Annotated in this window: 21 protein-coding genes; 3 read left to right on the forward strand and 18 right to left on the reverse strand. The window is 38.9% G+C overall.

Annotated elements, in window-relative coordinates:
• Positions 1-6: 6 nt before the first annotated feature.
• The 16 genes from QOL76_RS08965 to QOL76_RS09040 form a co-directional block, all read right to left on the reverse strand.
• Positions 7-1,104, reverse strand: a complete 1,098-nt coding sequence (locus QOL76_RS08965; protein WP_283412618.1) for a glycosyltransferase — start codon at positions 1,102-1,104, stop codon at positions 7-9.
• A 25-nt stretch (positions 1,105-1,129) separates the two neighbouring features.
• On the reverse strand, positions 1,130-2,596 hold the full coding sequence (locus QOL76_RS08970; RefSeq protein WP_283412619.1) for a lipopolysaccharide biosynthesis protein: 1,467 nt from the start codon (positions 2,594-2,596) through the stop codon (positions 1,130-1,132).
• Positions 2,596-3,738 carry a TDP-N-acetylfucosamine:lipid II N-acetylfucosaminyltransferase family protein gene (locus tag QOL76_RS08975; RefSeq protein WP_283412620.1) on the reverse strand — a complete coding sequence of 381 codons (1,143 nt, stop codon included), beginning with the start codon at positions 3,736-3,738 and terminating at the stop codon, positions 2,596-2,598. Before QOL76_RS08975 ends, QOL76_RS08970 begins: the two co-directional genes overlap by 1 nt.
• Positions 3,728-4,879, reverse strand: coding sequence for a dTDP-4-amino-4,6-dideoxygalactose transaminase (rffA, locus tag QOL76_RS08980; RefSeq protein ID WP_283412621.1), 1,152 nt, complete (start codon positions 4,877-4,879; stop codon positions 3,728-3,730). Before rffA ends, QOL76_RS08975 begins: the two co-directional genes overlap by 11 nt.
• A gap of 2 nt (positions 4,880-4,881) precedes the next feature.
• A complete protein-coding gene (locus QOL76_RS08985; protein ID WP_283412622.1) occupies positions 4,882-5,067 on the reverse strand; it encodes a hypothetical protein in 186 nt (61 codons plus the stop codon).
• Positions 5,064-6,032 carry a Gfo/Idh/MocA family protein gene (locus tag QOL76_RS08990; RefSeq protein ID WP_283412623.1) on the reverse strand — a complete coding sequence of 323 codons (969 nt, stop codon included), beginning with the start codon at positions 6,030-6,032 and terminating at the stop codon, positions 5,064-5,066. The genes QOL76_RS08985 and QOL76_RS08990 overlap by 4 nt, the downstream gene beginning before the upstream one ends.
• A 2-nt stretch (positions 6,033-6,034) precedes the next feature.
• The gene (locus QOL76_RS08995; RefSeq protein WP_283412624.1) at positions 6,035-6,607 is read right to left on the reverse strand and encodes an acyltransferase; all 573 of its coding nucleotides are present in this window, start codon (positions 6,605-6,607) and stop codon (positions 6,035-6,037) included.
• An 86-nt stretch (positions 6,608-6,693) separates the two neighbouring features.
• Complete coding sequence (locus QOL76_RS09000) at positions 6,694-7,821, reverse strand: DegT/DnrJ/EryC1/StrS family aminotransferase (RefSeq protein WP_283412625.1); 1,128 nt, start codon at positions 7,819-7,821, stop codon at positions 6,694-6,696.
• Between the two features lie 6 nt (positions 7,822-7,827).
• Positions 7,828-8,925, reverse strand: coding sequence for a GNVR domain-containing protein (locus tag QOL76_RS09005; RefSeq protein WP_283412626.1), 1,098 nt, complete (start codon positions 8,923-8,925; stop codon positions 7,828-7,830).
• A gap of 43 nt (positions 8,926-8,968) precedes the next feature.
• Entirely contained in the window at positions 8,969-9,583 is a 615-nt protein-coding gene (locus QOL76_RS09010) for an acetyltransferase (RefSeq protein WP_283412627.1), read from the reverse strand.
• A 60-nt stretch (positions 9,584-9,643) separates the two neighbouring features.
• On the reverse strand, positions 9,644-10,963 hold the full coding sequence (locus tag QOL76_RS09015; protein WP_283412628.1) for a UDP-glucose dehydrogenase family protein: 1,320 nt from the start codon (positions 10,961-10,963) through the stop codon (positions 9,644-9,646).
• 23 nt (positions 10,964-10,986) lie between these two features.
• Positions 10,987-13,575, reverse strand: a complete 2,589-nt coding sequence (locus tag QOL76_RS09020; RefSeq protein ID WP_283413124.1) for an SLBB domain-containing protein — start codon at positions 13,573-13,575, stop codon at positions 10,987-10,989.
• A gap of 197 nt (positions 13,576-13,772) precedes the next feature.
• Positions 13,773-14,291 (reverse strand): helix-turn-helix domain-containing protein, encoded by a 519-nt coding sequence (locus QOL76_RS09025; protein WP_283412629.1) that lies wholly within the window; start codon positions 14,289-14,291, stop codon positions 13,773-13,775.
• A 262-nt stretch (positions 14,292-14,553) separates the two neighbouring features.
• A complete protein-coding gene (locus QOL76_RS09030) occupies positions 14,554-14,925 on the reverse strand; it encodes a hypothetical protein (RefSeq protein WP_283412630.1) in 372 nt (123 codons plus the stop codon).
• 97 nt (positions 14,926-15,022) lie between these two features.
• Positions 15,023-17,437, reverse strand: coding sequence for a penicillin acylase family protein (locus QOL76_RS09035; RefSeq protein WP_283412631.1), 2,415 nt, complete (start codon positions 17,435-17,437; stop codon positions 15,023-15,025).
• A gap of 137 nt (positions 17,438-17,574) precedes the next feature.
• The gene (locus tag QOL76_RS09040; RefSeq protein WP_283412632.1) at positions 17,575-18,150 is read right to left on the reverse strand and encodes a DUF2911 domain-containing protein; all 576 of its coding nucleotides are present in this window, start codon (positions 18,148-18,150) and stop codon (positions 17,575-17,577) included.
• A 351-nt stretch (positions 18,151-18,501) separates the two neighbouring features.
• Here QOL76_RS09040 and QOL76_RS09045 point away from each other — a divergent pair, with 351 nt between their 5' ends.
• Positions 18,502-19,545, forward strand: a complete 1,044-nt coding sequence (locus tag QOL76_RS09045) for an endonuclease/exonuclease/phosphatase family protein (RefSeq protein WP_283412633.1) — start codon at positions 18,502-18,504, stop codon at positions 19,543-19,545.
• 8 nt (positions 19,546-19,553) lie between these two features.
• Here the strand turns inward: QOL76_RS09045 and QOL76_RS09050 are convergent, their stop codons facing one another.
• A complete protein-coding gene (locus tag QOL76_RS09050) occupies positions 19,554-21,806 on the reverse strand; it encodes an efflux RND transporter permease subunit (protein ID WP_283412634.1) in 2,253 nt (750 codons plus the stop codon).
• Positions 21,807-21,941: 135 nt separating this feature from the next.
• On the opposite strand from QOL76_RS09050, the gene QOL76_RS09055 reads away from it, so the two are divergent.
• Positions 21,942-22,736, forward strand: coding sequence for a thymidylate synthase (locus QOL76_RS09055; RefSeq protein ID WP_283412635.1), 795 nt, complete (start codon positions 21,942-21,944; stop codon positions 22,734-22,736).
• Positions 22,737-22,838: 102 nt separating this feature from the next.
• The gene (locus QOL76_RS09060) at positions 22,839-23,537 is read left to right on the forward strand and encodes a PKD domain-containing protein (protein WP_283412636.1); all 699 of its coding nucleotides are present in this window, start codon (positions 22,839-22,841) and stop codon (positions 23,535-23,537) included.
• 57 nt (positions 23,538-23,594) lie between these two features.
• Here QOL76_RS09060 and QOL76_RS09065 read toward each other — a convergent pair whose 3' ends face one another.
• Positions 23,595-24,164, reverse strand: a complete 570-nt coding sequence (locus tag QOL76_RS09065; RefSeq protein WP_283412637.1) for a hypothetical protein — start codon at positions 24,162-24,164, stop codon at positions 23,595-23,597.
• Between the last annotated feature and the right edge of the window lie 65 nt (positions 24,165-24,229).

The raw sequence follows: 24,229 nt of genomic DNA on the forward strand, positions 1-24,229 counted from the left end.
TTGACTTCAATCCCCTACTGCGTTAAGTATTTCTTTCATTTTTACCGAAAAATCCAAATTTTGCCAGGCAAACTTTCTGAGTTGATTTGGAGAATATGAAAGGCAGTCTGGATTGAAATTTCTAAAGAAATCCGTTAAATCATTGATGTTTTCACGATTTGGAAGCTGTGTCCGGAAAGGAGTATTGGGAGGAAAATCAGGATCATCTCCTACCCCTATAAAAGGAATCCCTGCCGCACAATATTCTCTTGATTTCAGTTCGGAGGCGGAGTTGAGATTCTTCCTAAACAATGCCAGAGAACCAACCGCCAGATGAGCAGCTTCATATTCCTGGTATAGATTTTCTCCATCTAGAAATCCTAAAAACTGTATATACTTTTGCATGGACAATTCCTCTACCAATTCTTGGAGGCTAGTCAATACGGCTCCATTGCCCACAATTTTTAAATGAATTTTTAGGCGATAATCCTCAGAGTTGAAAATCGCCATGGCTTTTATCAATCGATCTACTCCATGCCAATAATTCAGCGAAGCGACACATACCAAATTCAAGCAGGTTCCGTCGAATAAAGGAGCTTGCTTTCTCTCCTGAATGGCAGCCACATTAATTCCATTCCCAACCAGCAATGTTCTTTTGTGATTCCCTAAAGCAAACCAACTACCTTCTTGGGCATATTGCAGTATTTTGGTTGAAAACCAAAAAGGTACTGGACCTGATAGTGCCAGGTAGCTCACATCTTTAAATTTTCTTAGCCAGCTAGTATTTGTATTGTAAAGCTCCTTAAAGGCAACCACATTTGGAGTTGGAATGTCTAGAATGACTTTTTTGCCACGAGATTTGGCTCTGATCAGTGCTGGAATCAAATAAAAATTATACTGACAAAGCGAGCGAATAATTAATACTTCGCCATCAAAACTGTCTATAGCTTCTACAAATTGGGCTAAAAACCCTGGATTAGTATCCTTGATCACCAGTTCAGAGATATACCCAGATTGTTCAACTCCTTGTAAAGTCCCTACTATCTTTTTATAAACACCTGGACTTTTATCCTTGTCTAAGGATACTAGGTAACTAATCTTTTTCTTTTGAACTATCGCTATCATTTGATTGGCATATCCCTAGTCATTATCAGGAATTACTCATTCGTTTGGTTACCAATCCTTTCAAAAACAAAAACTCACGCTTGAAAATCAGAATTGAAACCAACACGAAAAAACCAAAGGTTCCAAGCTTGATAAGAATAGCGTTAATTACGGAAGTATTAGTAGAAAAGTAAAATCCTAGATAAGCTACAAGAAATAAAAGGACCATAAATCCAAAAGCCCTGGTGAAATCATAAGGTATAGGATATGATTTCTGAGAGAAATAAAACACAAAAACAGGTGTCAAAAACTGAGAAATACAAACGGCAAGAGCAGCTCCATAAACTCCATAATTAGGAATCAGGTAAATATTGAGCAAGATTAAAATGACTGAAGAAACTGAATATACAATCCCTAGGGGAGCCGTTTTTTTGCTAATTGCTGAACCCAAATCCGCAATATTAGTAAGGCCTGCAAATAAGCTACTAAACACCAAAATACTGGCGATCGTCGCTGCTCCATAGTAAGCTGGGGTAGCAATAATCATCAGTGCCTCCAGCGAAAACAAGGAAGCCATCAAGGTGATAGACCCTATAAATAGCAAGTAAGCCAGAAGTATTTTTCCATAGGTAGCCTTTGCATTATCCTGGTGAATGATGGAAAATGCAAAAGGAGACCAAGCTTGTTGAAAAGCATTGACCACGATACCACTGAATCCAGCAATAGCGAATGCTATTTGAAAAAGTCCCAAGTCTTCATCAGAAACTTTTCCATTTAGGAAAAAAATAGCTGAAAGATTAATAATCCAAATTGATAAACTCGCCGGAAGAAAAGGCAAGCTATACTTTATCATTTTTCCCAAAAGGCTAAAATCTGAAAGCTTTATTTGCTGTAGCCAACGTTTCAAATAGTATAATGACAAGGGAACCATTAGAAGGAAGGCTACCAGCCGGGCGATGAAAGCTCCTTTCAACCCTTGATTTAGCACTAGTACGAAGACCACATTTGCAATAATCAAAAATAAGGCTTGTAAAAAGGTCAGTAAAACCGTGCTCTTAGGTTTCTTTTCAAATCTTAATACTTTGGTAGCGACCACAGTGGCCACAGAAACAGGCAATGAAAAAGCTAGGACTTGAATGTATTGTATGGATTCGTCGGAATTGTAAGCAATAAACTGAGACCAAAAAGGAGCCGTAAAAAAGAAAAAAACGGCAAAAACTATTGATATCATCAAGTAAAACCAAAACCAGGTACTAATGATCTTCTTTCTGTAGCCGACCTCCTCAGTATCATAGAACCAACGTGCTGTGGAATTATCTAGGCTTAGGATCAAAACCAAGGCAATCAGAGAGTAAGCATTATTTACCAATCCAAAAACCCCATAATCTTCAGGAGAATACACTCGTGTATAAAGAGGTGTAAGCACTACACCCATTACCCGAGTAGCAATTCCAGCAAGACCATAAATCATGCTGTCTGATGCCAAATTCTTGATGTTTTTGATGACCGTCATCAGGCGATGTAGAGATCACGGTAATAGTCCCGGATCTGCTCTTCCTTGAAAAGTAAGCTGATTGTTGAGCGATTGTTTTCTACATCTTCAGGTGAAAGGGGATTCAGTAAATCATCCCTTGTCATTTGGTTGTAATCAAAAACTTTGATTTTGGAGTTTGTCAACTCTATATAAATAGGGTTTTCAGGGTTGAGGAATACTTTTACCCCCATAAAAATGAGTCCTAGAATATTACCAAAAGCCTGTTGAATTTTATGGTTGAAAATAGCTACTGATGCCTCAGCGAGCTTCTGGTAGTATTTTTCACGAGGGATAAAATCCTCAAGAGTTTCGAAATTATCTCCAAAATATTCCCTTCCTAGAGACTTTACAGCCGATATGAAGGTAGGGTTACCATAAGACAAGGGGCTAAAAATGGTTACCTCATTTTCAGGCAAAAGATGGTGGATTTTATGGTACACATCCAAATGATTGTTTTCTGGGGAACCGGAATGGCCAACCATTATTTTTCTTCCCAAAACTGGTCTATTTTTCAAATATTCCTCCGAAAACATTTCCTGCAAGGAAAGAAAGGCGAATTTTATCCATTTCGCTTTTACACCTAAGACTGACTCTGCTTCCTCCACATCTTTTTCAAAAATCGATGCGACGAAATCAAAATTAGAAAATGACTTTTCGAAAGTATACTTATTAGGCTTCCCTATCGCCTGAAGTACTCTATGGTGAAATGATTGCTTCCACGCTTGGACGGTTTTCTCAGGGGGCAAAGCAGCCAGCGTAGTGCTGGTGTAAGCTTTAGTGAGAAAGCTGGGATGCTTATACAAATCTCCACTCCAAATAATCCAAATCAATTTAGCCTGACTCAAATCTTGCTTTCGACCCATTAAAAAATGTCCGATAAATGGGGTATGGTAATTTACAATGACGCGTTTGAAAGAAGATAAATCCAATAATACCGGAGCTTTTATTAGATTTTTGCTTTCTATTATTGCTATATCAGAATTTGTAAATCTTGTTGGTTTGGTGATATCATCTACAATTACCAAATATTTATTAAGGCCTGGAAACAAATTTTCCGATCGCTTAATAATCCATTCTGTATATGGAGAATCTGGTAGAAAGACGAGGTTTTCAATGCTCATATTCTGATACTATATCCAATAAAGTTTGGGAAATATGGTCTACCTGCGCTAAGGTCAATTCCATATAAAAAGGTAGACGAATGAGTCTTTGAGAAAATAAATCAGCAAAAGGCAGTTCTCTACCATCATGGCATTCATGGAAAAATTCGCTTTTATGCAAACTTAAGTAATGAAATACAGCCAAAATCCCTGACTCTTTAATCCTCTTTAATATGTAATCACGCTGAACTTCATCTCTAGCAACGAGATAATACATATGCCCATTATTCTCAGCATAGCTAGGAATAGTTGGGGTTTTTATTCCAGAAGAATCTAGTTTACCTTTAAAATTTGAATCGTATTGATTCCAAATCTGAACGCGTTTATGCTGAATTTCTGCCACATGCTCTAGTTGTGCCCAAAGGAAAGCAGCTGTAATCTCAGAAGGCAAAAAGGAAGAACCAATATCCACCCATCCATATTTATTGATTTCTCCTCGGAAAAAAGAAGCTCTATTTGTCCCTTTTTCCCAGATAATTTCTGCACGGCTAACAAATTGCTCGTCATTTATAGCAAGCAGTCCACCTTCCCCTGATGAGATGTTTTTTGTTTCATGAAAGGAAAACGTAGCTAAATGGCCTATAGAACCTAAGGGATATCTTTTCCCACTTTTGGAAGTGTAAAATGAATCTATGGCTTGAGCTGCATCCTCGATCACAAAGAGATTATGTGCCTCAGCTAGCTCCATGATCATATCCATATCACAGGCAACTCCGGCATAATGAACAGGGACAATAGCTTTAGTTTTGTCTGTGATTAGTGCTTTCAATGTACTTTCATCCATTCCTGGATGGTCAGTTCTACTGTCAGCAAATACAATTTTAGCTCCTCTGAGCACAAAGGCGTTTGCAGTAGAGACAAACGTATAACTCGGGATAATCACTTCATCACCATGCTCAATTCCAATTAGAATAGCAGCCATCTCCAAAGCATCTGTGCAGGAGGTCGTCAGCAGTGTTTTCTTAATTTGGTATTTTTCTTCAAAAAAACTTTGGGCTAAACGAGTGTATTTCCCATTGCCAGAAAGTTTGCCTGACGCTACCGCATCTTCAATATAGGCCAGTTCTAGCCCAGTTATATACGGTTTGTTGAAAGGAATCATATTCAATTCGGAGTGAATTTAGCCTTCTCAGGAAGTAATAATTTGATAAAAGTTATTCCCGGTTCGGAATATCCAGTGAAGTTATGGTTTGCCACATGGGCAGAACCACTTGCTCCACTAATTATTCCATTAGAGTCAGAGACTGTAGTTAATCCCAGGTTTAACTTTTTGCATACGCTCTGATTCATTTTGACGAAAAAGGATGCTTGGTCAATTCACTCGCTGCCAAAGGATGATAATCACCTTTCAGCCCAATTGGATCCATGTGTCTAATGTCGTGAACGATTTCAATACTTGGTCTTGCTTCTTCCAAACCAAATCCATTTCCATCTAAAATATGCTGGTAGCTATGGGTATGCAGTTCTGTAAATCCATCTGAAAATTCAATTTCATTACCTTCCATAGTCAAGGAGCGATAAGTTCTACCACCTCTTGCCTTCACAGCTTCTGGTAAAGTGTCTGCATTAATACTTAGAAACCAACGCACGCGAGCTTTTTCCAGCTCAAAATACCCTGAGGCACGATCATGGGTATGGATATGTACTACATTTTTTTTCACTTTCCCAAAAACCCAGGTGAGCATATCGTAAAAATGAACGCCAATATTAGTAGCTATGCCTCCGGATTTACTTATGTCCCCCTTCCAAGAAGTATAATACCAATGGCCTCTGGAAGTAATGTACGCAAGATCAATATCATAAATCTTATCCTTCGGTCCCTCTTCTACTTTTTTCTTTAACGCGATTATCGAAGGGTGTAATCTTAGTTGAAGGATATTGTAGACTTTAGTACCATGCTCCTCTTCTACCCTGGACAGTGCTTCTATATTCCAAGGGTTAAGAACTAAAGGCTTTTCGCAAATAACATTTGCTCCCACTCGCAATCCAAAACGAATATGAGAATCGTGAAGGTAATTTGGCGAGCAGATACTCACAAAATCTATATTCTTTTCTGTTCGCTTTAATTTTTCAACATGACGGTCAAACCTCTCAAATTCTGTGAAAAAATCTGCGTCTGGAAAATGGCTGTCCATTACTCCTACGCTGTCAAACTTGTCATACGCAGCCAAAAGTACGTTTCCTGTATCTTTTATGGCTTTCATATGCCGTGGAGCTATGTATCCTGCTGCTCCTATCAATGCAAAATTATTCATAGTTACTGTTTTGTTACTTTGTTATTTTGAAGCAAATAGCGATCTCCTGTCTCTTCACATACAGCTTCACCTTGTGCATTAAATAGTAATTTGGACCCAAATTCACTCATCCAACCTATTTGTTTTGCTGGATTACCTACCACTAATGCAAAATCAGGCACATTCTTGGTGATTACCGAACCCGCTCCTATAAAGGCAAAAGACCCAATATTATGTCCGCAGACGATAGTAGCATTCGCTCCTATACTTGCGCCTTTCCCCACATGGGTTTTTGCGTATTCAGACTTTCTGTTCACTGCACTTCTCGGATTGATCACATTGGTAAAAACCATTGAAGGACCTAGAAATACATCGTCGTCACAGGTGACACCTGTATAAACAGACACATTGTTTTGGATCTTCACGTTATTTCCCAAAACTACGCCTGGCGATACCACTACATTCTGACCAATGTTGCATCGTTCGCCTATTTTACAATTTGGCATCACATGAGAAAAATGCCAAATTTTCGTACCAGCTCCGATTTCGCATCCTTCATCTATGTAGGCACTTTCATGTGCGAAGTAATCTTTCATTTAATACTTATTTTATGGGTAAGAGAACCTTCAAAGAAATCGATCAATCGGAATATCTACTGATTCGATTAAAGGTGTCTTCATAACTATTTAAAAAAGGAATTTATGGATTCTATTATATACTCCTGATCTTCAACCTTCATCTCTGTATGAATGGGCAGGGAAAGTACCATTTCGCATAGAGCTTCTGCTACGGGAAAATCTCCTTTTTGATATCCCAAATTCAAGTAGGCTTCCTGCTGGTGCAAGGGCAGCGGATAATAAACCATGGAAGGGACTCCCTTTTCGGCTAAATAGCTTTTCAATTCATCTCTGCTCACTCCTTCTACTTGTATGGTATACTGATGGAAAGCATGCGTGGAATTCACTGCTCTTTTAGGAATCCTTATATGAGGATGGTCTGTAAATGCACTGTCATATCGAGCTGCAACTTCATTTCTGGAGGCAGAATATCGATCCAAGTGTTGCAGTTTTACATTTAAAATAGCCGCCTGCAGGGTATCCAATCTAGAATTTACGCCTACTATGTGATGGTGGTACTTTTTCTGCTGCCCATGATTAGCGATCATTCTCAGCTTCTCAGCCAATTTCCCGTCATTGGTAAACATTGCTCCGCCGTCTCCATAGCATCCCAAGTTTTTAGATGGAAAAAATGAAGTCGTGCCTACATCTCCCATCGTACCAGCCTGTTTTACTGTTCCATCTGAGAAGCTGTAATTGGCTCCGATGGCCTGAGCAGTATCTTCAATGACTTTGATATTATGCTTTTTGGCTACAGCCAAAATAGCTTCCATGTTGGAGCATTGACCATATAGGTGAACTGGGACTATCCCGGCAGTTTTCGAAGTTATTTTTGATTCCAGTTGAGTAATATCAAGTTCAAAAGTGGAATCAATCACATCAATGAATACAGGTACCAAACCTAGTAAAGCAATCACTTCCGCCGTTGCAACGTAGGTAAATGCAGGAACGATTACCTCCTGCCCTGGCTGGAAACCAAGACCCATCATTGCTATTTGCAGGGCATCTGTACCATTGCCACAAGTGACTACATACTTAGCACCGGTATAACTGGCTAAGGCATCTGAAAACTCTTTTACCTTTGGGCCATTTATAAAGGAGGTAGTATCAATTACACCTTGAATAGCCTGATCCACTTCAGTCTTGATTGCCTCGTATTGAGACTTCAAGTCTACCATTTGAATAGAACGCATACTTATTTACTGACTAATTTGGGTAAGAAGGACTCGATATATGGCATATAAAACACCCACCAAAAACCCAAGGAACATACTAAATACAATTATCAAGGGCTTATTTGGTTTACTAGGTCCTAAAGGGACGCTTGCCTTTTCCATTATTGTAAAGACTGGAGTTTCTCTTTTGAGTTGTATGGTCGATTGCTCAAGCTCTTGCTTCAGGGTGTTGTAAATATTAAAAGTAAGGTTGAACTCCAGCTGCAATTGCTCTTCTTTTGTCATTGCTCGTCTAGAAATCATTCCTTGATTTGAGTCTCTATAGGATGCTAGTTTTAATTGTGCCTCTTGGAATTTAACCTGTGCTTCATCTACTCGATCCTCAACGAATTCTAAGTTTATTTTTTGCTTTACCGTTTTATAATTGGTCACATACTCAATAAGCCGCTCCAGCACCAGTGCATTTACCTCTGCTGAAATTAGAGGCTCAGGCATTGATACATCTAACTGGATCAGTTTAATCTCATTTTCTATAGTAATTCTTTCTTTCAACTGCTTCAAAACATAATTTTCCTGTGATGTCACAGAAACATAGCCTAGTTCCACAGCTTCAGAATCAGTAGTAATTGGGCTAGCTCGGCTTATTTCATTAGATGAAAAAAGACCAATTATTCTTGCTGGAATGCTGAATACAAAATCAATCGTTTTTTTAACAATATTTCCTGGCCTTTCTTCAGCATAATATTCCTCCAAAGTCATTTCCTTGCCTTTAGTTTGAAAGAAAAATTTCTCCTTCATGATACTCAGCAGAAAATCCCTACTATGGATGACATCAGGGAATAATTCGGAACTCAACATGGTTTGGTCTCCTTGCATTTGAGGAAGTGAAATTCCTGCAAGACCTGCCAGAGCCCCCATTTGCCCAAATTGTCCTGAATTTTCATTTTCCTCAAGAATCACGAGGGACGAGGAAGTGAATTCTTTTGGACTAGTCGTAGCTATGAGCAAACCTAAGATTAGTCCTGCCAAGGTGAATACAAGTAATCTCTTTTTGAAAGAGAGTATTTTTTGGATTAACTCAATATAATTCAGTTCCACTTTTGACTGCTCATTTGTAGGCATTAGAAACTTCTATTGGTAAATATTAAATTTAAATTTACTAAAATCATGATGACAATGGTTGTGCAGGAATCCCAACAAGCACAGAAGACTTCAAAAGTGTTTTGGTGACAACAGCTCCAGCTCCTACTATCATTTCATCACCTAGCTCAACTCCTGGAAGTATTACGGCTCCGGCACCTATCCTACACCTTTTGCCAATTTTGGATGCACCCAAAAGCATAGCACCCGGTCCTATTTCGCTAAAATCCCCCACAGAACATTCATGATGTACATTCGCTCGGGTATTAATCAAAACGCCCTTTCCAATGGTAGTCTCAGGACCGATAAAACTAAAAGGCATAGCATCAAAACTTGTGGAATCTCCAGATTCATTAGTAATTACGTTTTGGATTCCAAAAGCGCTACCACCTAGTGAAGTTAATAGTAGAAATAATTTTTCTCTATGAACTGGATTTCCGACTCCCAGCACAAATCTAGGATCTTCACTTAAGCTTTGTTCTAATTCAACCAGATTAAAAATTCCCTGACTTGGTAGTTCGCTATTTTCAAACTTGCTGGCGTCTTGATCAAAAAATATGATCTCAGCAGCAGGCATGCCACTATTAATCAGCACATGATGTACTTCCAAACCATGTCCACCTGCTCCAGCAATTATCATTTTCTATTATTCCTTAAAACATAGCAATGCCCTTGAGTATAAACCCAAGGGCAAAAAGTACTACTTAGAACCAATCCCGTAAGTATCAAAACCAAGGGTTCCCAAATATTTCTTATCGTAAATATTTCGGCCATCGAATATCACTTTGTTCTTCAATAGTCTACCTACAACATCCCAACTAGGAATACGGAATTCCGACCATTCCGTAACCAAAAGAAGTGCATCAGCATCCACCAAAGCTTCATAAGCATCTTTACAATAGGTTACCTTATCGAAGATGTAATGTTCCTTTGCCTCTTCCATGGCAATTGGATCATAGGCTTTCACCGTAGCGCCTGCAGCTCTCAACTCATCGATGATCACTCCAGCAGGCGCTTCACGCATATCATCTGTATTTGGCTTGAAGCTTAGTCCCCACATCGCAAAGGTCATTCCTGATAAATCCTCTCCGAAGTGAGCTTTTACTTTTTTGGAAAGCACATATTTCTGATCGTCGTTTACATCCTCCACAGCTTGGAGAACTCTCAGGTCATAGCCATACTGCTTAGCTGTTTTGATGATCGCTTTTACATCCTTTGGAAAGCAAGACCCACCGTATCCCACTCCTGGGTAGATGAATTTGTTGCCTATTCTTGGGTCAGATCCAATTCCCTTTCTCACCATGTTGGCATCGGCTCCAACCAATTCACATAGGTTGGCTATATCATTCATAAAGGAAATTTTGGTAGCCAGCATGGCGTTGGCGGCATACTTGGTCATTTCAGCGGAAGGAATATCCATGTAAATAATTCGCTCTCCGCTGAGTTGGAATGGCTTGTATAGACGCTTCATAATCTCTTCAGCTCTTTCGTCATCCACTCCAATTACAATTCTATCCGGCTTCAGAAAGTCTTCCACTGCAGCTCCTTCCTTCAGGAATTCAGGATTGGAAGCTACTGCAAAAGGAAGATCCGAAGATCTCTTATCTAGCGCTGCTTTAATCGCTGCACGAACTTTCTCACCGGTAGTTACCGGCACAGTGCTTTTGGTAGCCACTACAATGTAATCACTCATTTTAGTACCAATCTCATCTGCCACAGCCAGTACGTATTTCAAATCCGCAGATCCATCCTCGCCAGGAGGAGTCCCAACAGCAATGAAAGCTACAGATGCACCTTGGATTGCCTCACCCAAATCTGTGCTAAATTTAAGCCTGCCACTCTTATAATTACGGACTACTACTTCTTCGAGACCAGGCTCATAAATCGGCATAATGCCGTTTTTGAGGTTATCAATTTTCTTCTGATCGATATCGACACAGGTGACTTCAATCCCAACATCAGCAAAACATGCTCCTGAAACCAAGCCTACATACCCGGTTCCTACTACTGCAATTTTCATATATGTTAATAAGTTTTAACTAACTACGGTTTGTTGTTATTGACTATTGTTTGAACTAAAATTGCCACTGTGGCTAGACTTGATGCTAACCCAATCCATGTTGCCGGCCCCATTCTGGTTCGAATTGGTTTTTTGGGCACTACTATTTCTGCTCCAGGCTCTAGTTCAGGATAAAATTTAAGACCTAAAAAGTTGTTGGTTTTTTTAGCGTCCCCATTTGCATAGACTACATAAGTCTTACCACGTCTAGCATCTTCGGTGAAACCGCCCGCTTTAGAAATGTATTTTTTCAACTTACTTTTCTTCATAAACCTAGTAGTAGTAGGCAATAAAACTTCCCCTACCATACGGACGGTTTGTAATTCCTTTGGAATTTGAATTATATCACCTTCGAGCAGGATCAAATCCTCTTCAGATCCAGGGTTATTTAAAATAAACTCAAGATCAATTCCCACAAAGTCCTGCTCCTTCAATCTCATAGAAGTAATGGTGGAGTCTTGTCTTAGGGTATCAAAAGCGGGAGTAATTTCAAAAAGCCTTCTTTTCTGCTCAGCTTGCTCCCTTTCAAACTTCTCCAATTCATTCTGAGCGAGTTTTGTGTCAATCCTCTCAAACAAAAGTTCTTCGGCTTCATTTGTATTTCTATTTGTTTCAGGATCTAAATTCGACCGTATTTCTTTCAGCGCCTCACTTCTTAACTCTTCCTCTGTAGGACCTTTGAAATATACTGTACGGCGAATTAGACTTGCTCCTTTAGGATAGGCATACTGGGTAATACCACCAGCGCGCATAATAACATCCGAGATTCTCTCATTCGCAGCTGATATCGCGAAATCTCCGGGATATATAACTTCTCCTTGAATTGTGATCAATTGCTCTCTTTCAAACCCTGGACTTCTTCTAATAAAGACGTGGTCAAAAGGTTGAAGTGGCTGGTTTCGCTCTTCTTCTGTTAACTCCAAATTAGGGTCTATCGACATAGTCTCAATCTGGGCTAATTTGCCAGATGCTGCATCTCTTACTCTGCGAGCTATCTCAATAGACGAGTTTGTAGCTGACTCCAACAATCCTCCTGATCTAATGATAAGATCTCCGACTGTCATATCTGTGGCATAGGGATAAGTACCTGGATAGTTAATTTCCCCGGATATTTTCACATAATATTCCTCCTGCACATCGTATCTGCTCGGCACGAATAAAAGATCTTCATTTTTCAAAGCGATATCCTCAGCCGTTCCGTTTAATATGCCTTTCAGGTCTAGTGGCTCAGCAGCGAGTGTCAAATCTGCACTTGTACGGTATAAGGTAGCTCTTGTAGCAAATGCTTCTGGTTTAAGCCCTTGTGCTTTTTCAACTAATCCTTTTACAGTAAGTCCGCCTTCATCCAATGAATACTCTCCTGGACGAGTGACCGAACCCGTAACTTGAACTCGATTTGAGAATCTTTCTAATGCTTCTCCGATTAAAATTTCATCGCCATCCTTCAAGGAAAATGATCCAAATTCGCTGGAGGGCACATCAACTACCTTACGTTGATTATTTTCAATACGTCTAACAGTTACTCTATCCTGATAAGCCAAACTTGTAAAACCACCTGTATAGATATAAAGATCTTCCAGTGATTCACTAGGTTTCACTTCAAAAAGACCTTCTCTACGAACCGGACCAACGATTTCTATCCTTGTTCCTACAGGTGGAACGATCACAACGTCATTATCCTGAAGCGTAATATTTGAACTTTGAACGCCTTTGGAGAGGAATTCATAAATATCTACTGTGGCGACAAGTCTGCTATCCCTGTACACCTGCACATTTCTAAAAGCCCCATTTTCATTAGGTCCACCAGCTGCATACAAGCCATTAAAAACTGTAGCAAATGAAGGAAGGGTATAAGTACCTGGCTTTGTCAACTCTCCTACCATTGAAACCTTAATGGATCTGATATTTCCTAACCTCAATTGAATGAATGTATTTGGGTTAGAACCATTCAGACCCGAGTATATTCGACCCAATGCGGTTTTGATTCTTCCTATTGCTGCTTCGATAGTTGATCCCCCCACCTGAATTGGCCCCACATTTGGAACAAATACTCTTCCTTCTGGATTGACGTTCAAATCATAAGACTGTTGGGAGGCACCATATACATCAAGTAACAACTGATCCCCTGAGCCTATCACATAAGATTGTGGGGTAGGAATATTTAAACTTGGGTTGAAATTCAAATCTCGGTTGTGAAACAACTTGTAGCCGAAAATCTTCTTCTGCTTCACAGTCAGATCATAGTAGGGATCGGATCTACGAATAGAATCAAACATATCAAGTTCCGAATACCCATTGACAATTCTACCGGAAGTAGCATCCTGCCCTACTCCATCAGACATAACTGACATTTGCAGCTCAGAGATACGCTTACTTAATTTGGCAGCCTCCAAAGCAGGCATACCTCTTTCTCGAGCTAAGGCTGTTAACTGATTTGTGGTAAGTCCATTTGCTTCAGCTCTTTTAATGATTTGCTCGATCTGAGCATCAGACAAATCATCTACTTTTAGATTTTGAATATCAGAGAGACTTTGACTTTGTGCAACAAAAGCCATCATCAAAAAGGCCAACATCAGTAGGCAATTCTTACAATTTATCAACGTAGTGTATTTTTTCAATTGTATAATTTTCGCGTCCAAATTCAATTTAAACCAAGTAATCCAAACCCTAATTTCTGATTTTTAATCAATTTACAAGCTATTTCGCACAGCTTCGCCCTTTCAGTCACAAAAGCGCCTATCACAAAATTTACTCTATAAACTCGAGCTCCCTAAGCCCCTACCTCTTTGTCGAACAATACCAAGCCCGTAGAGACCATCCTATCAGATAGCAAGGTCAATACCACTTTTCGTTCTATCATTTCCTCTATCTTATTCGAGAGGTTCAAAATGTAGCTCTCGTTAAGATTATCTCCGGTGACTACTACATCTATTTTTCCTGAGTCTATGCCTTTAGATAGATCCCCAACTAGGATTACTTGACTCACCTCTCCCATTCTCTCCAGAATTTGCTCGAGCAACTTGTCCAAACCTAGATATTTACGAATGATATCTTGTATGTTAGAGAAAAAGGGATGAGTAACATTTGCCTTGTAGGCAATTTTATTTTTATCTGATTCCTTTACTAAAATACCTGCTTGTGTTAGGTTATTCAATTCCTTGCGAATTGCATTGGTCGACTCACCAAACTCGTCAGCCAAACCTCGCAAATGACTTTGTGTTTTGGAGTTAACAAAAAACTTAACAAGTAACCTCAACCTTGTTTTTGAGGTAATTAAGGATTCAAGCATAAAAATTCACTTCAATAGTGAGTAACAAAGGTACTCAATCGATTGAAATGGAAAAACAAAAGACTGGTTTTTGAAGTCAAACTAAGAACTTTTAACTAATTTCTTTTTTTATGATTATCAGCAATAATGCCAGTCGCCTGATAGTCTTTGCATATCAGATTGGAAGACAGAAGTAGCACAATCCCTAAGATTAACTACTCCTACCTTTCTTTTCCCTCCTTATTGGAATAGAAGCGGAGATACATATTGCTTTTTATCATTCTCATCCCCCATAGATATTATCAGGCTTTCTTTTGAAAAGATTGCGCAACAAACTTCCTGTCAAAGCGCTAAAAGCACCCAGTAAAAATCCGAGTATACCTGTGAGAGCCAAAAGTGGCATTTCAGAACCAAACCCCATTAATTCGCCCATTTTATCAGGCAATGAACTACCTGAAAAAGTACTGATATAGATACTTTGACCTAGCCACGCTAAGCCCATGCCTAAGCCACCTGCAAAAAAAGCCGCTACGCCGCCATTATCAATTAAAGCTGCAAAAATTGCTATGATAATCATTACAGACCAGTAAGGCAGAAAGGGGTTGAAAATGAGGACAAGTACAGCCGTGAGAAAAGTAAATAGTATAAATTTCATGTGTTTATAATTTGTCTTTTAATAGTCACATGGAATCTCGCTGGGTTTATAATTATCCTAGTGAGAGTCGTTTGCGACCTACTCAATTTTATAGCGCTTAGTTTAAATTAGTTTTGAATAATAGGCCATCTACTTGATCAGGTGTTCTCAGGTCAAAGTTTAGGTATTCACCATTTGCCCAGATGGGGATGAAATTGCTATAAAATTTACTTCCAGGATTTCCGGATTGACCACCTGGATAAACACCAAATGCTTTGACTTCTGGTCCTAATTCCACGACCATTCTCCAGCTTGCACCTGATCTACCACTTGTAGCATTCAAAATTCCAGCACCCCCTCCTGTGTAGACATTTTCCACAGAAAATGAATTAAACTGGGGAACAAGATGCTGAATCTTGGTTCTTTTATAATTAGCCCAGGAGAAATCCCCCTCCTCTTCTTCCCATTTTGTCATGACTTCTAGCAATCCTTTGAAACCGAATTTGATGTGGGTTGCTGCAGTCTCCCTTTCAGAGGTCTTCTTATGGTCAAACACTTCACTATTCGGCTCATTTTTCATAAATAATACCGTTTGATAATAGCTTGGAAGTACAACAGGTGCTAAATTTTCTGACAAGTCCTTCCATATCTGACTGTAAGTTTCTCGCCACCAGATATAGAATAAAGTTGGTGCTTTCTGATTTGGATCTGCATAAAAATCCCATTGCTTCAAAATAGAAATGTATTTTTTTGCGGCAGCGTCATTTTCAACATCACTCCCAAGTAAGTCCAACATAATCGGTAGGGCTTCGGAAGCGTGTAGATAAAAATCATCAAACTGTAGCCCTTGCATATCCTCCACAGTAATATTACTCATTTCAGATAGTCTGTTGTTGAGTCTGCGATTTCGATAAAATTCGTAGCTATTATCAAAAACATAGTACGGATACGTTGAATCCGTAGGATGCTGGTTAGCTGAGCTAACAAAACCGCGAGAAGGATTTAATGTACTTGCATTTTGTTCATTCGGAATATATCCTTGCCATTCCATTTGCGGGTCTGCTCCATCCATAAAGAATTTTCCTTGCCCTTTCCATTTCAAAGGGAATTTACCCTGAATCCTCATAGCTATATCACCACTTTTGGATGCGAAGACAAAATTTTGAGCGGGAGCAGTGAAATTATCTAGGGCAACATTATAGTCATCATGGTTTTTTGCTGTATTTAACTTTAAGAAAGTTTTTTGCTCATTTGATCCTTCATGTACATTCCATTTTAAGGCGAAATTGACATCTTGACGGTTGGAATTGAAGGTCTTATCATACACCACAGGTCCATAATGGGTATAAACTACAGTGTCTATTAAAGCAGGCTCACCTTTTACTTTAATTTCTTCTATTCTAAAAGTAGTCTGCTCCCACCTTTCGCCGTATCGGTAGGCTTTTCTAGCTTTATCCTGAAAAGTAATTTTATACCAATCACGTGTATCGCGAGTTGCATTGGTGACACCCCAAGCAATATTTTCATTAAACCCGGAAATAACACCTAAGGCACCGGGAAGAGTGGCTCCTTTCACTGAGTGATTAGGTGTGGTCAATTGCATGGAGTACCAAAGCGAAGGAAGATTTAAACTCAGGTGGGGATCATTGGCTAAAATTGGATTACCACTTTTCGTTTTCGAACCAGATACTGCCCAATTATTAGAACCTGTACCTTCTTCTGGTTGTGGTAAAGGATCAATGACTAGTTGATCGTTAGGGTAATTAATACTATCTGGCCGGGTAACTTCGAGAGACTTAAAGTCCCACTTGTGTCCTGCTTCAATGATGGGTTCCACACCAATTGGATATTCTGGATATAATTTATCCAGCATCACTTCGCCTAGAATTTTTCTCAAATTCGAATATTCCAAATCCCGGTCACCAACCAACATATCGGTCATATATTTCAACAAAAGAATGGATTTAAACGCCGTCCAAGGTTCTGGTCTATAGTTTAGGATTTTATATTCTACCGGTAATTGTGCATCTTCTAGCTGATCGATGTATTGATTCACTCCATCCGCATAGGCCTCTAATAGGGCATACGTCTCAGGGTCGGTTTCTTGGGTGAATTTTATTCCTTTTTCCGCTCCATATGCCAAACCTTTTCGTCTAGTCATCCTATCTAGATCTATAGCTAAGGGTCCGACTATTTCGGAGATTCTGCCTGCAGCAGCCATAGTCTGGAATTCCATTTGCCAAAGTCTGTGCTTTGCAGTAATGTAACCTTGAGCTCTGTATAGGTCAGCTTCATTAGCAGCAAAAATGTGAGGAATCAAGTTCTCATCGTAAACCACTTGCACTTCACTGCTTAGGTTATTGAGTTCCAGTTCATCCTCAGCCAATTCATCTTCTGAAATTGAATTTTGCCAAAACCCATGATTAGGGTCAAGCAAAGGCGCTAAGGGCGGTATCGCACCAAAGGGAGTGGAAACAGCTACTCCAAGTGCGATAGTCAGCGCTAAAACCACTAAAAAACCTATATACTTCATCGAATCATATTTAAGTAAGGAGACGAATTTACCCTAAACCTAATATTAAAACACATATCCGTTTGCCCTTTTGGTATTTACCTAAAAAAAAAGCCCTCAATTTAGAAATTGAGGACTTTTTCAGGGAATGTAATTCCTTAGTTTATTGTAATTGGTAGCTTAAGCTTCTCCCAGCGGATAACGATACCTGGGTTTTCAATGTCTATAGAAAGTGACTCTTGGGTGGATTCTTCCCATACAGGAGTCACATCTACTCTTAGCACGTCATTCTTTTCATCGTATTGGAAATGACCATGTTCCAGATCCCATTCCGAATTAAAAATAACTGTCCAAGCTCCTGTTTCTTTGGGAATTGTAAATAAGGAATATTTACCTGCTTCCAACTTCTTGCCTTCAACCGTCATGTCCTCAGCTAGGTCAACATAGGAGGCTTCATTTGCACCTGTTCTCCAAACCACATTGTATGGAACCAAATCACCCCACAGGTCTCTGCCTTTTACTGCGGGAGATCCATACTGTACTTTGATTGCCTTTCCGGCAATTTGACCTTCTTTCACCATTAATGGGCTTGGTCTGGATTCTGCTTCTGTAGCTGCTTCCATGGTCTCCTCAGCTACTACTGACTCTGAAGTTTCAATAGCCTTTGGTTCACTACATGAAGCAAAAACTATGGCTAAAATTGCTGCCGATAAAATAGGATGGTTCGTTTTCATCTATTAATGTTTTGTTTTTGAATTGGCGACCCGAAAACTATCGGGAGAAATCTGGCATGAGGAATAATCCTTCCAGGGTGTAGCGACCTTCGTCATGCGCGATTTCCTAGTGGTAATTTTCTATTGAAATAAGTAATAATTGACAAAGCTGCAAAATTCAAGCCTCTATTTTACCATTTGTAGCACAATCATTTTATGGAGAAACAAATATTCTACCTTTACCGATTAGTTAAATGATATTTTGAATTCAATCTTCATTTGGATCGAAGATTGTGTATAACGTTAAAACACGAATCACTATAATAGGGACATGATTTATTGCTTACTTTATTTCCAGAATAATTTCAATTCATGAAAGTCATTACCTGGTTAATTTTTGCCGTTACCTTAGTGTTATTTGCCAGCGTATTTATCTCTCCGGAGTATTTCAAATACGTGGGACTTTTACCTTTCTTCATTCCAGTTTTTTTACTACTGAATCTATTTTTGCTAGTAATTCTGATTTTATCATGGAGAAAACTATCCTTTTTGCCTCTACTGGCGCTAATTCTGGGCTATAAATTTTTCCTTGCCACATTCCAGATTCATCCTAAAAATGAGAATGTTGAAGGACTAAAAGTATTGACCTACAATGCTCATATGTTCTACTATAAATCCAGTAATAAAGGGGCTGCAGACTCGAATGTATTCACCTGGCTTCAGGATCAAGAGGCTGACGTAAAAGTTTTTCAAGAATTTTACCAAGATAACACCACGCCTTCCCGAGATGCGGTAAAAATTCTGGGGAAGAATTCTAACTACAAAGTTTCGTACCACATCACAGACGGTAATCCAAAGAAAAGATCAAATGGATTGGCGATTTTCTCTAAATACCCAATTATCAATGACGGGAAAGTATTTGATGCTCAAGGCACAAACGGGGCTATTTTCGCAGATATTTTGGTGAATAGTGATACGATTCGAATTTATAATGCACATCTGGAATCCATGCGAATTGATTCAGATGGCTTGGAAAATATCGAAGGCGTAAAGGAAAACTATAGACAAACCTTAGGAAAGCTTCAACGAGGAAGTTTAGCCCGAAGCAAGCAACTGAAGGTCCTTTTGGAGCATATGGATAACAGTCCGCACCCATTGATCTTGATGGGAGATTTAAATGAAATCCCATATTCCTATACCTATTTCAAACTGAGTGAAAATTATGATAATGCTTTCGAAAAAGCTGGGACAGGATTTGGTTTCACTTACAATCGCATACTTTTCTTTCTAAGAATTGATCATATTTTTTCAAGTGAAAAGCTTCAAGCGGTGCAATTCAAGACTCACAGAGAGGTTGACTATTCCGATCATTATCCTGTCACAGCTACATTCAGTTGGGACGGTTTTAAGCAATAATTTTACATTTATTTATTGAATTTTTGTTCCCACATTTTCTTCAAGGGCAAAAGCAAAAGCGGGAGAAGTAACATATCTGCCAATAGCGCAAAAATCAGCGAAGCTGAAATCAATAAGCCTGTAAAGTGAGTTACGCCAAACTGGCTAAAAATCAGCAAACCAAATCCAGTTGTTAAGACCACTGTAGTCAAAGCTATCGCTTTCCCGGCTTCTAGACAGGTACGCTTCAGCGCATAAATTAGGTTTTTGCCCAAGCTAAGCTCATGCTTTAGCCTGCTCATAAAATGAATGCTGTCATCTACCGCAATTCCAAAGGCAACAGTAAAAAGTATGGCTGTGGTCAATTTAAATTCTATATCCAGTAAATACATTAGTCCTAGCATCCAGATAAGCGGAATTAAATTAGGGATCAATAACAGGAATGAGATTCGCCAACTTCGAAACAAAAAACCAACAATAATCCCTACTAATAAAAAAGCGACACCAAGACCTTTTGCCATTTGCTTGGTGACTGACTTATGGCCTTTGTCAATTAGATAAGCGGTCCCTGTCCATCGAACTTTTAATAAGTCAGAATCAATCTTATTGTTTACAAAATCATTTAGTTCATCCCTGAGTTCAGACATTTTCAAAGACCCCAGATCAGGTACCCTGGAGCTGATTCTACCAGTTTTTCTATCCTTACTGAGTACTTGCTTACCATTTAGTTCCAAAGCTTTATCAAGCCAGCGCCCCATTCGCTGACGCTGCCCAGAGGACGGAAGAGTAAATGCTTTAGGATCTCCTTGATTCTGCGCCTGATTGATAGATTTGATCAGTATCAAAGGTGAAATTATCTTGCTATCTCCAAATAACTCATGAATTTTAGCCTCAACTTTTTCCAGTTCTTTTAAGACCTCTAGGTCTAGTAAAGAGATTGCTTTGGGACCAATGGAAACAGAAATCTCTAATGGATTTGACCCTCCAAATTGCTCATCAAAGTATTCAAAATCTTTTTGAATCGGGTGGTCCAAGGGCAGGTTATCCAGTAAGTAGCCGTTTATCTCCAACTTTGAACCAAGAAAAACACAAAGCATTGTAATCCCTAAAAATGAAAGATAGATCGATTTTCTCTTTTTTAATTGCCAAGCAAAAAGCCTGTGTAAAATGTCAGGTTGTTCAACCTTTGGGATTGAATAACTTTTAGCTATTGGGATGAGAAATAATAAGCCTGGAGAAATAAGTATTACTGCCAAAAAAATAACCAAAACTCCCAATCCAGTTGTCCAGCCAAAATCCTGAAGCGCTGGAATTGTGGTGAAATAAAGTGAAACAAAACCTAACGAGGTGGTTAATACTGTCAACCAGACAGGCATGAGAAGTTCCTTGTAAATAGCTGTGATAGCGTCCCCTTTATTTACTCCAGTTTTGAGTTTCTTAGTTAGATGGGTGAAAAAATGGATTAAAGCGCTCAAGCCAACAATCATAAAAATAGTTGGCTGCATGATTGACATTACATCGAATGGTTTTCCCAAATAAAGAAGTAAGCCAAAAGCCCATGCAACTCCTATAAGGAGTACAACTAGGGGAATAACTACACCCCACCAAGAACGAAAAATGATAATCAGCAAGAATACCATGAGCAAGATCGAGCAACCAAAAAACAGCCCGAATTCATTTTGCATTAGCACGATAAAGTCACCTTGCGTTTGAATTTTCCCTGCTATGGCAAGTGGTTCAATTTCAAATTGGGAGAATAATTCTTTGATTGAACCATACAGTTCGTCACCAGCAACCTTGGATATATTTTGTTCATTCTTGATCAATAAGAGCAGTGCATTCCCGTCTTTCGATATCAATTGGGAACGATATTGATTCAAGTTAGACGACGTATTGGCCAAAGATTTTTCATCTGACCAATCCAGTAATTTTCTATAGGTTAAGCCAAAAACACCAATTACCGGTTGCCTCAAGTTAAGAATGGAAATGACCGTATCCACTTTCTCCAATTTTTGAATTTGGGACTGGATCCTATTTGCCTTTTCTAAAAAATCTGGCTTCAGTAGCTCATCCTCAGAATTGCTGAGGGCAATAAGCAAGTAGTCATTATCATTTTCAAACTGACTTTTGAAGCTATTATAGAAATCTAAATCTGTGTCATTCTGCGGAAAAAAGGTCTCAAAATTATAATTAAATTGAGGTAGAGGACGGAATATTATGAGTAAAATGCTGAGAATGGCAGCAACAGCGAGTAAAGAATAAGCGGTAGATTTTTGGAACATTAACTAATCTGAAATGGCATTTAGACCTGTTTGCCTCTCCAAGTATAATAATATTGAAGGTGGTTTGTTTTAAATCAATTCCATTTATTATCTGAACTGATTAACTTGCCGAAACTTGAAAATCAAACTTAGAAGATGAAGCAATACCACGATTTGATGCGCAAAATCCTTGATGAAGGAGCTGTAAAAGGAGATAGAACGGGAACAGGAACACGGAGTATTTTCGGTCATCAAATGCGTTTTGATTTATCAAAAGGTTTTCCAGTAGTCACTACCAAAAAGCTCCACCTTCGCTCTATTATCATCGAGCTGCTTTGGTTTCTAAAAGGTGATTCAAATATCAAATACCTTAACGACAACAAAGTTTCTATTTGGAATGAATGGGCTGACGAAAATGGTGATTTGGGGCCGGTTTATGGTTATCAGTGGAGACATTGGCCAGATGGCAAAGGTGGAGAAATCGATCAGATCAAAAACCTTATTCATCAGATCAAAACTAAACCTGACAGTCGCAGACATATTGTAAGTGCCTGGAACGTGGCTGATGTAGATAATATGGCTTTACCTCCATGTCACACTATTTTTCAGTTCTATGTAGCTGATGGTAAATTGAGTTGCCAGCTGTATCAGAGAAGTGCAGATGTTTTTCTTGGAGTACCTTTTAACATTGCGTCCTATGCTTTATTTACCATGATGGTGGCGCAGGTTTGCGGGTTGGAAGCGGGTGATTTCATTCACACCTTTGGAGATGCACATTTGTATTCCAACCATCTGGAGCAGGCAGAATTACAATTGAGTCGGGAGATCAGGGATTTACCTACTATGAAAATCAATCCTGAAGTCACTGATATTTTTGAATTCAAATACGAAGATTTTGAATTGATTAATTACGATCCACACCCACATATTAAAGCTGCAGTTGCTGTATAATCGCTCCGAAAGAAGTTTGAAGAAATAGTTTGGCTGATGGTTAGAATTACCAGAAATAGTTAGATTTAGGTTAACTATTTTTACCAGTCACACTTACATCATATGAAACTAAACCACTTAAGTGCTTTGCTAATTCTATTAGCATGTTGTGGATGCTCTTCTGAAGAAGAGTACCCGGTAATTGAAGCCAATTTTGAATTAAAATCCGACAAAACTTTAGCCTTTGTCCCTGTGCAATTTGAATCAGTTGTAGATGGTGCTTATGCTTATTTCTGGGATTTCGGTAATGGCACCACCTCAAATGAGAAAACGGTATCTCCTATTTACGAAGAGCCTGGGACCTACACAGTAAGCTTAACTACCACCTCGCTCAATAAAGTGAAAAATACGGTTAGAAAAGAGGTGAAAATCGGCGCCTATTTCATCAATAAAATAACCGCAATCCCAAGAAATGGGTATTCGAATGGGGATTTGTATTTTGGAATCCAGCAAGATAAACCATCCGGCTGGATTGCGGTCGATCAGAATAAAATCCCTTTTGAGCTTAGTTCCTCAGGAGAGCCATTTCAGATCTCCACTCCAAAAATTGCATTTGGAGGTAATAGCTTTGACTTTGGACTCCCCATTATCATCCTAGTTGATAACACTACAAATACAGAACCTGCCAACTCCTATTTACAAAGTGGTTTAGCAAAGATGGAGTTGAATGAAGAGGGAACTGCAGGAAAGATATTTCTTAACTTAAGAGCTGTGGCTAAATATGATTTTGAATTGGAGTTTAGCTATGAATACGTAGATTAAGTTTCTAGTATTTACCTATAAAAGCCCTGAACCATGAGATTCTGGGCTTTTTTGCGTTTAGGGTGCTACCCGGTTTAAACACCTGTTTACTGCTTCTTGATCATTCCATATAAATACTTGTGAATGTCCGAAAACATCAAGAATCACGGAATAATGATCATTTGAAATAAAATAGCGATTACTATCCTCTTTAGATTTTCTGATTTCCATACTAGAAATTAAATTAGTTTTAATTTCATAAAAGAAAATACCATGATCATAAAGTCTAGAAAAAAAGGCGAATGTGTGATCATTTTCACTATACTCATAAATACTCACAGGTGTCTTGCCTTCCTTCGAAACATACCTAGATATTTTATACGTACTGCCATCAATTTGAAATTTGGCAGAACAAGAAGGCAATACATGTTTCACCTTCGCCAACCTTGTTTCCCAATGTGCCTTAAAATCAAAAGAATCAACATTTACACGTGGAGTAAAAGAGATTTTCTCCTTCAATTCTTTCAAGAAAGCTAATGGACTAGTAGTGGGGAATTTACCAACGTAAGATATCTTGATTTCAAAGCCATCTACAGCTATATTTTTTATTTTATAACCTGTGAAAGCCCGAAGAATTTTATTAAGCATTGTGTGGTTTTGAAAAGATTTAAAGCAATTAGTGAAGATACATTAATAGATCGACGAAACACATT

The organism is Algoriphagus winogradskyi, assembly GCF_900182815.1.
Classification (GTDB): Bacteria; Bacteroidota; Bacteroidia; order Cytophagales; family Cyclobacteriaceae; genus Algoriphagus; species Algoriphagus winogradskyi.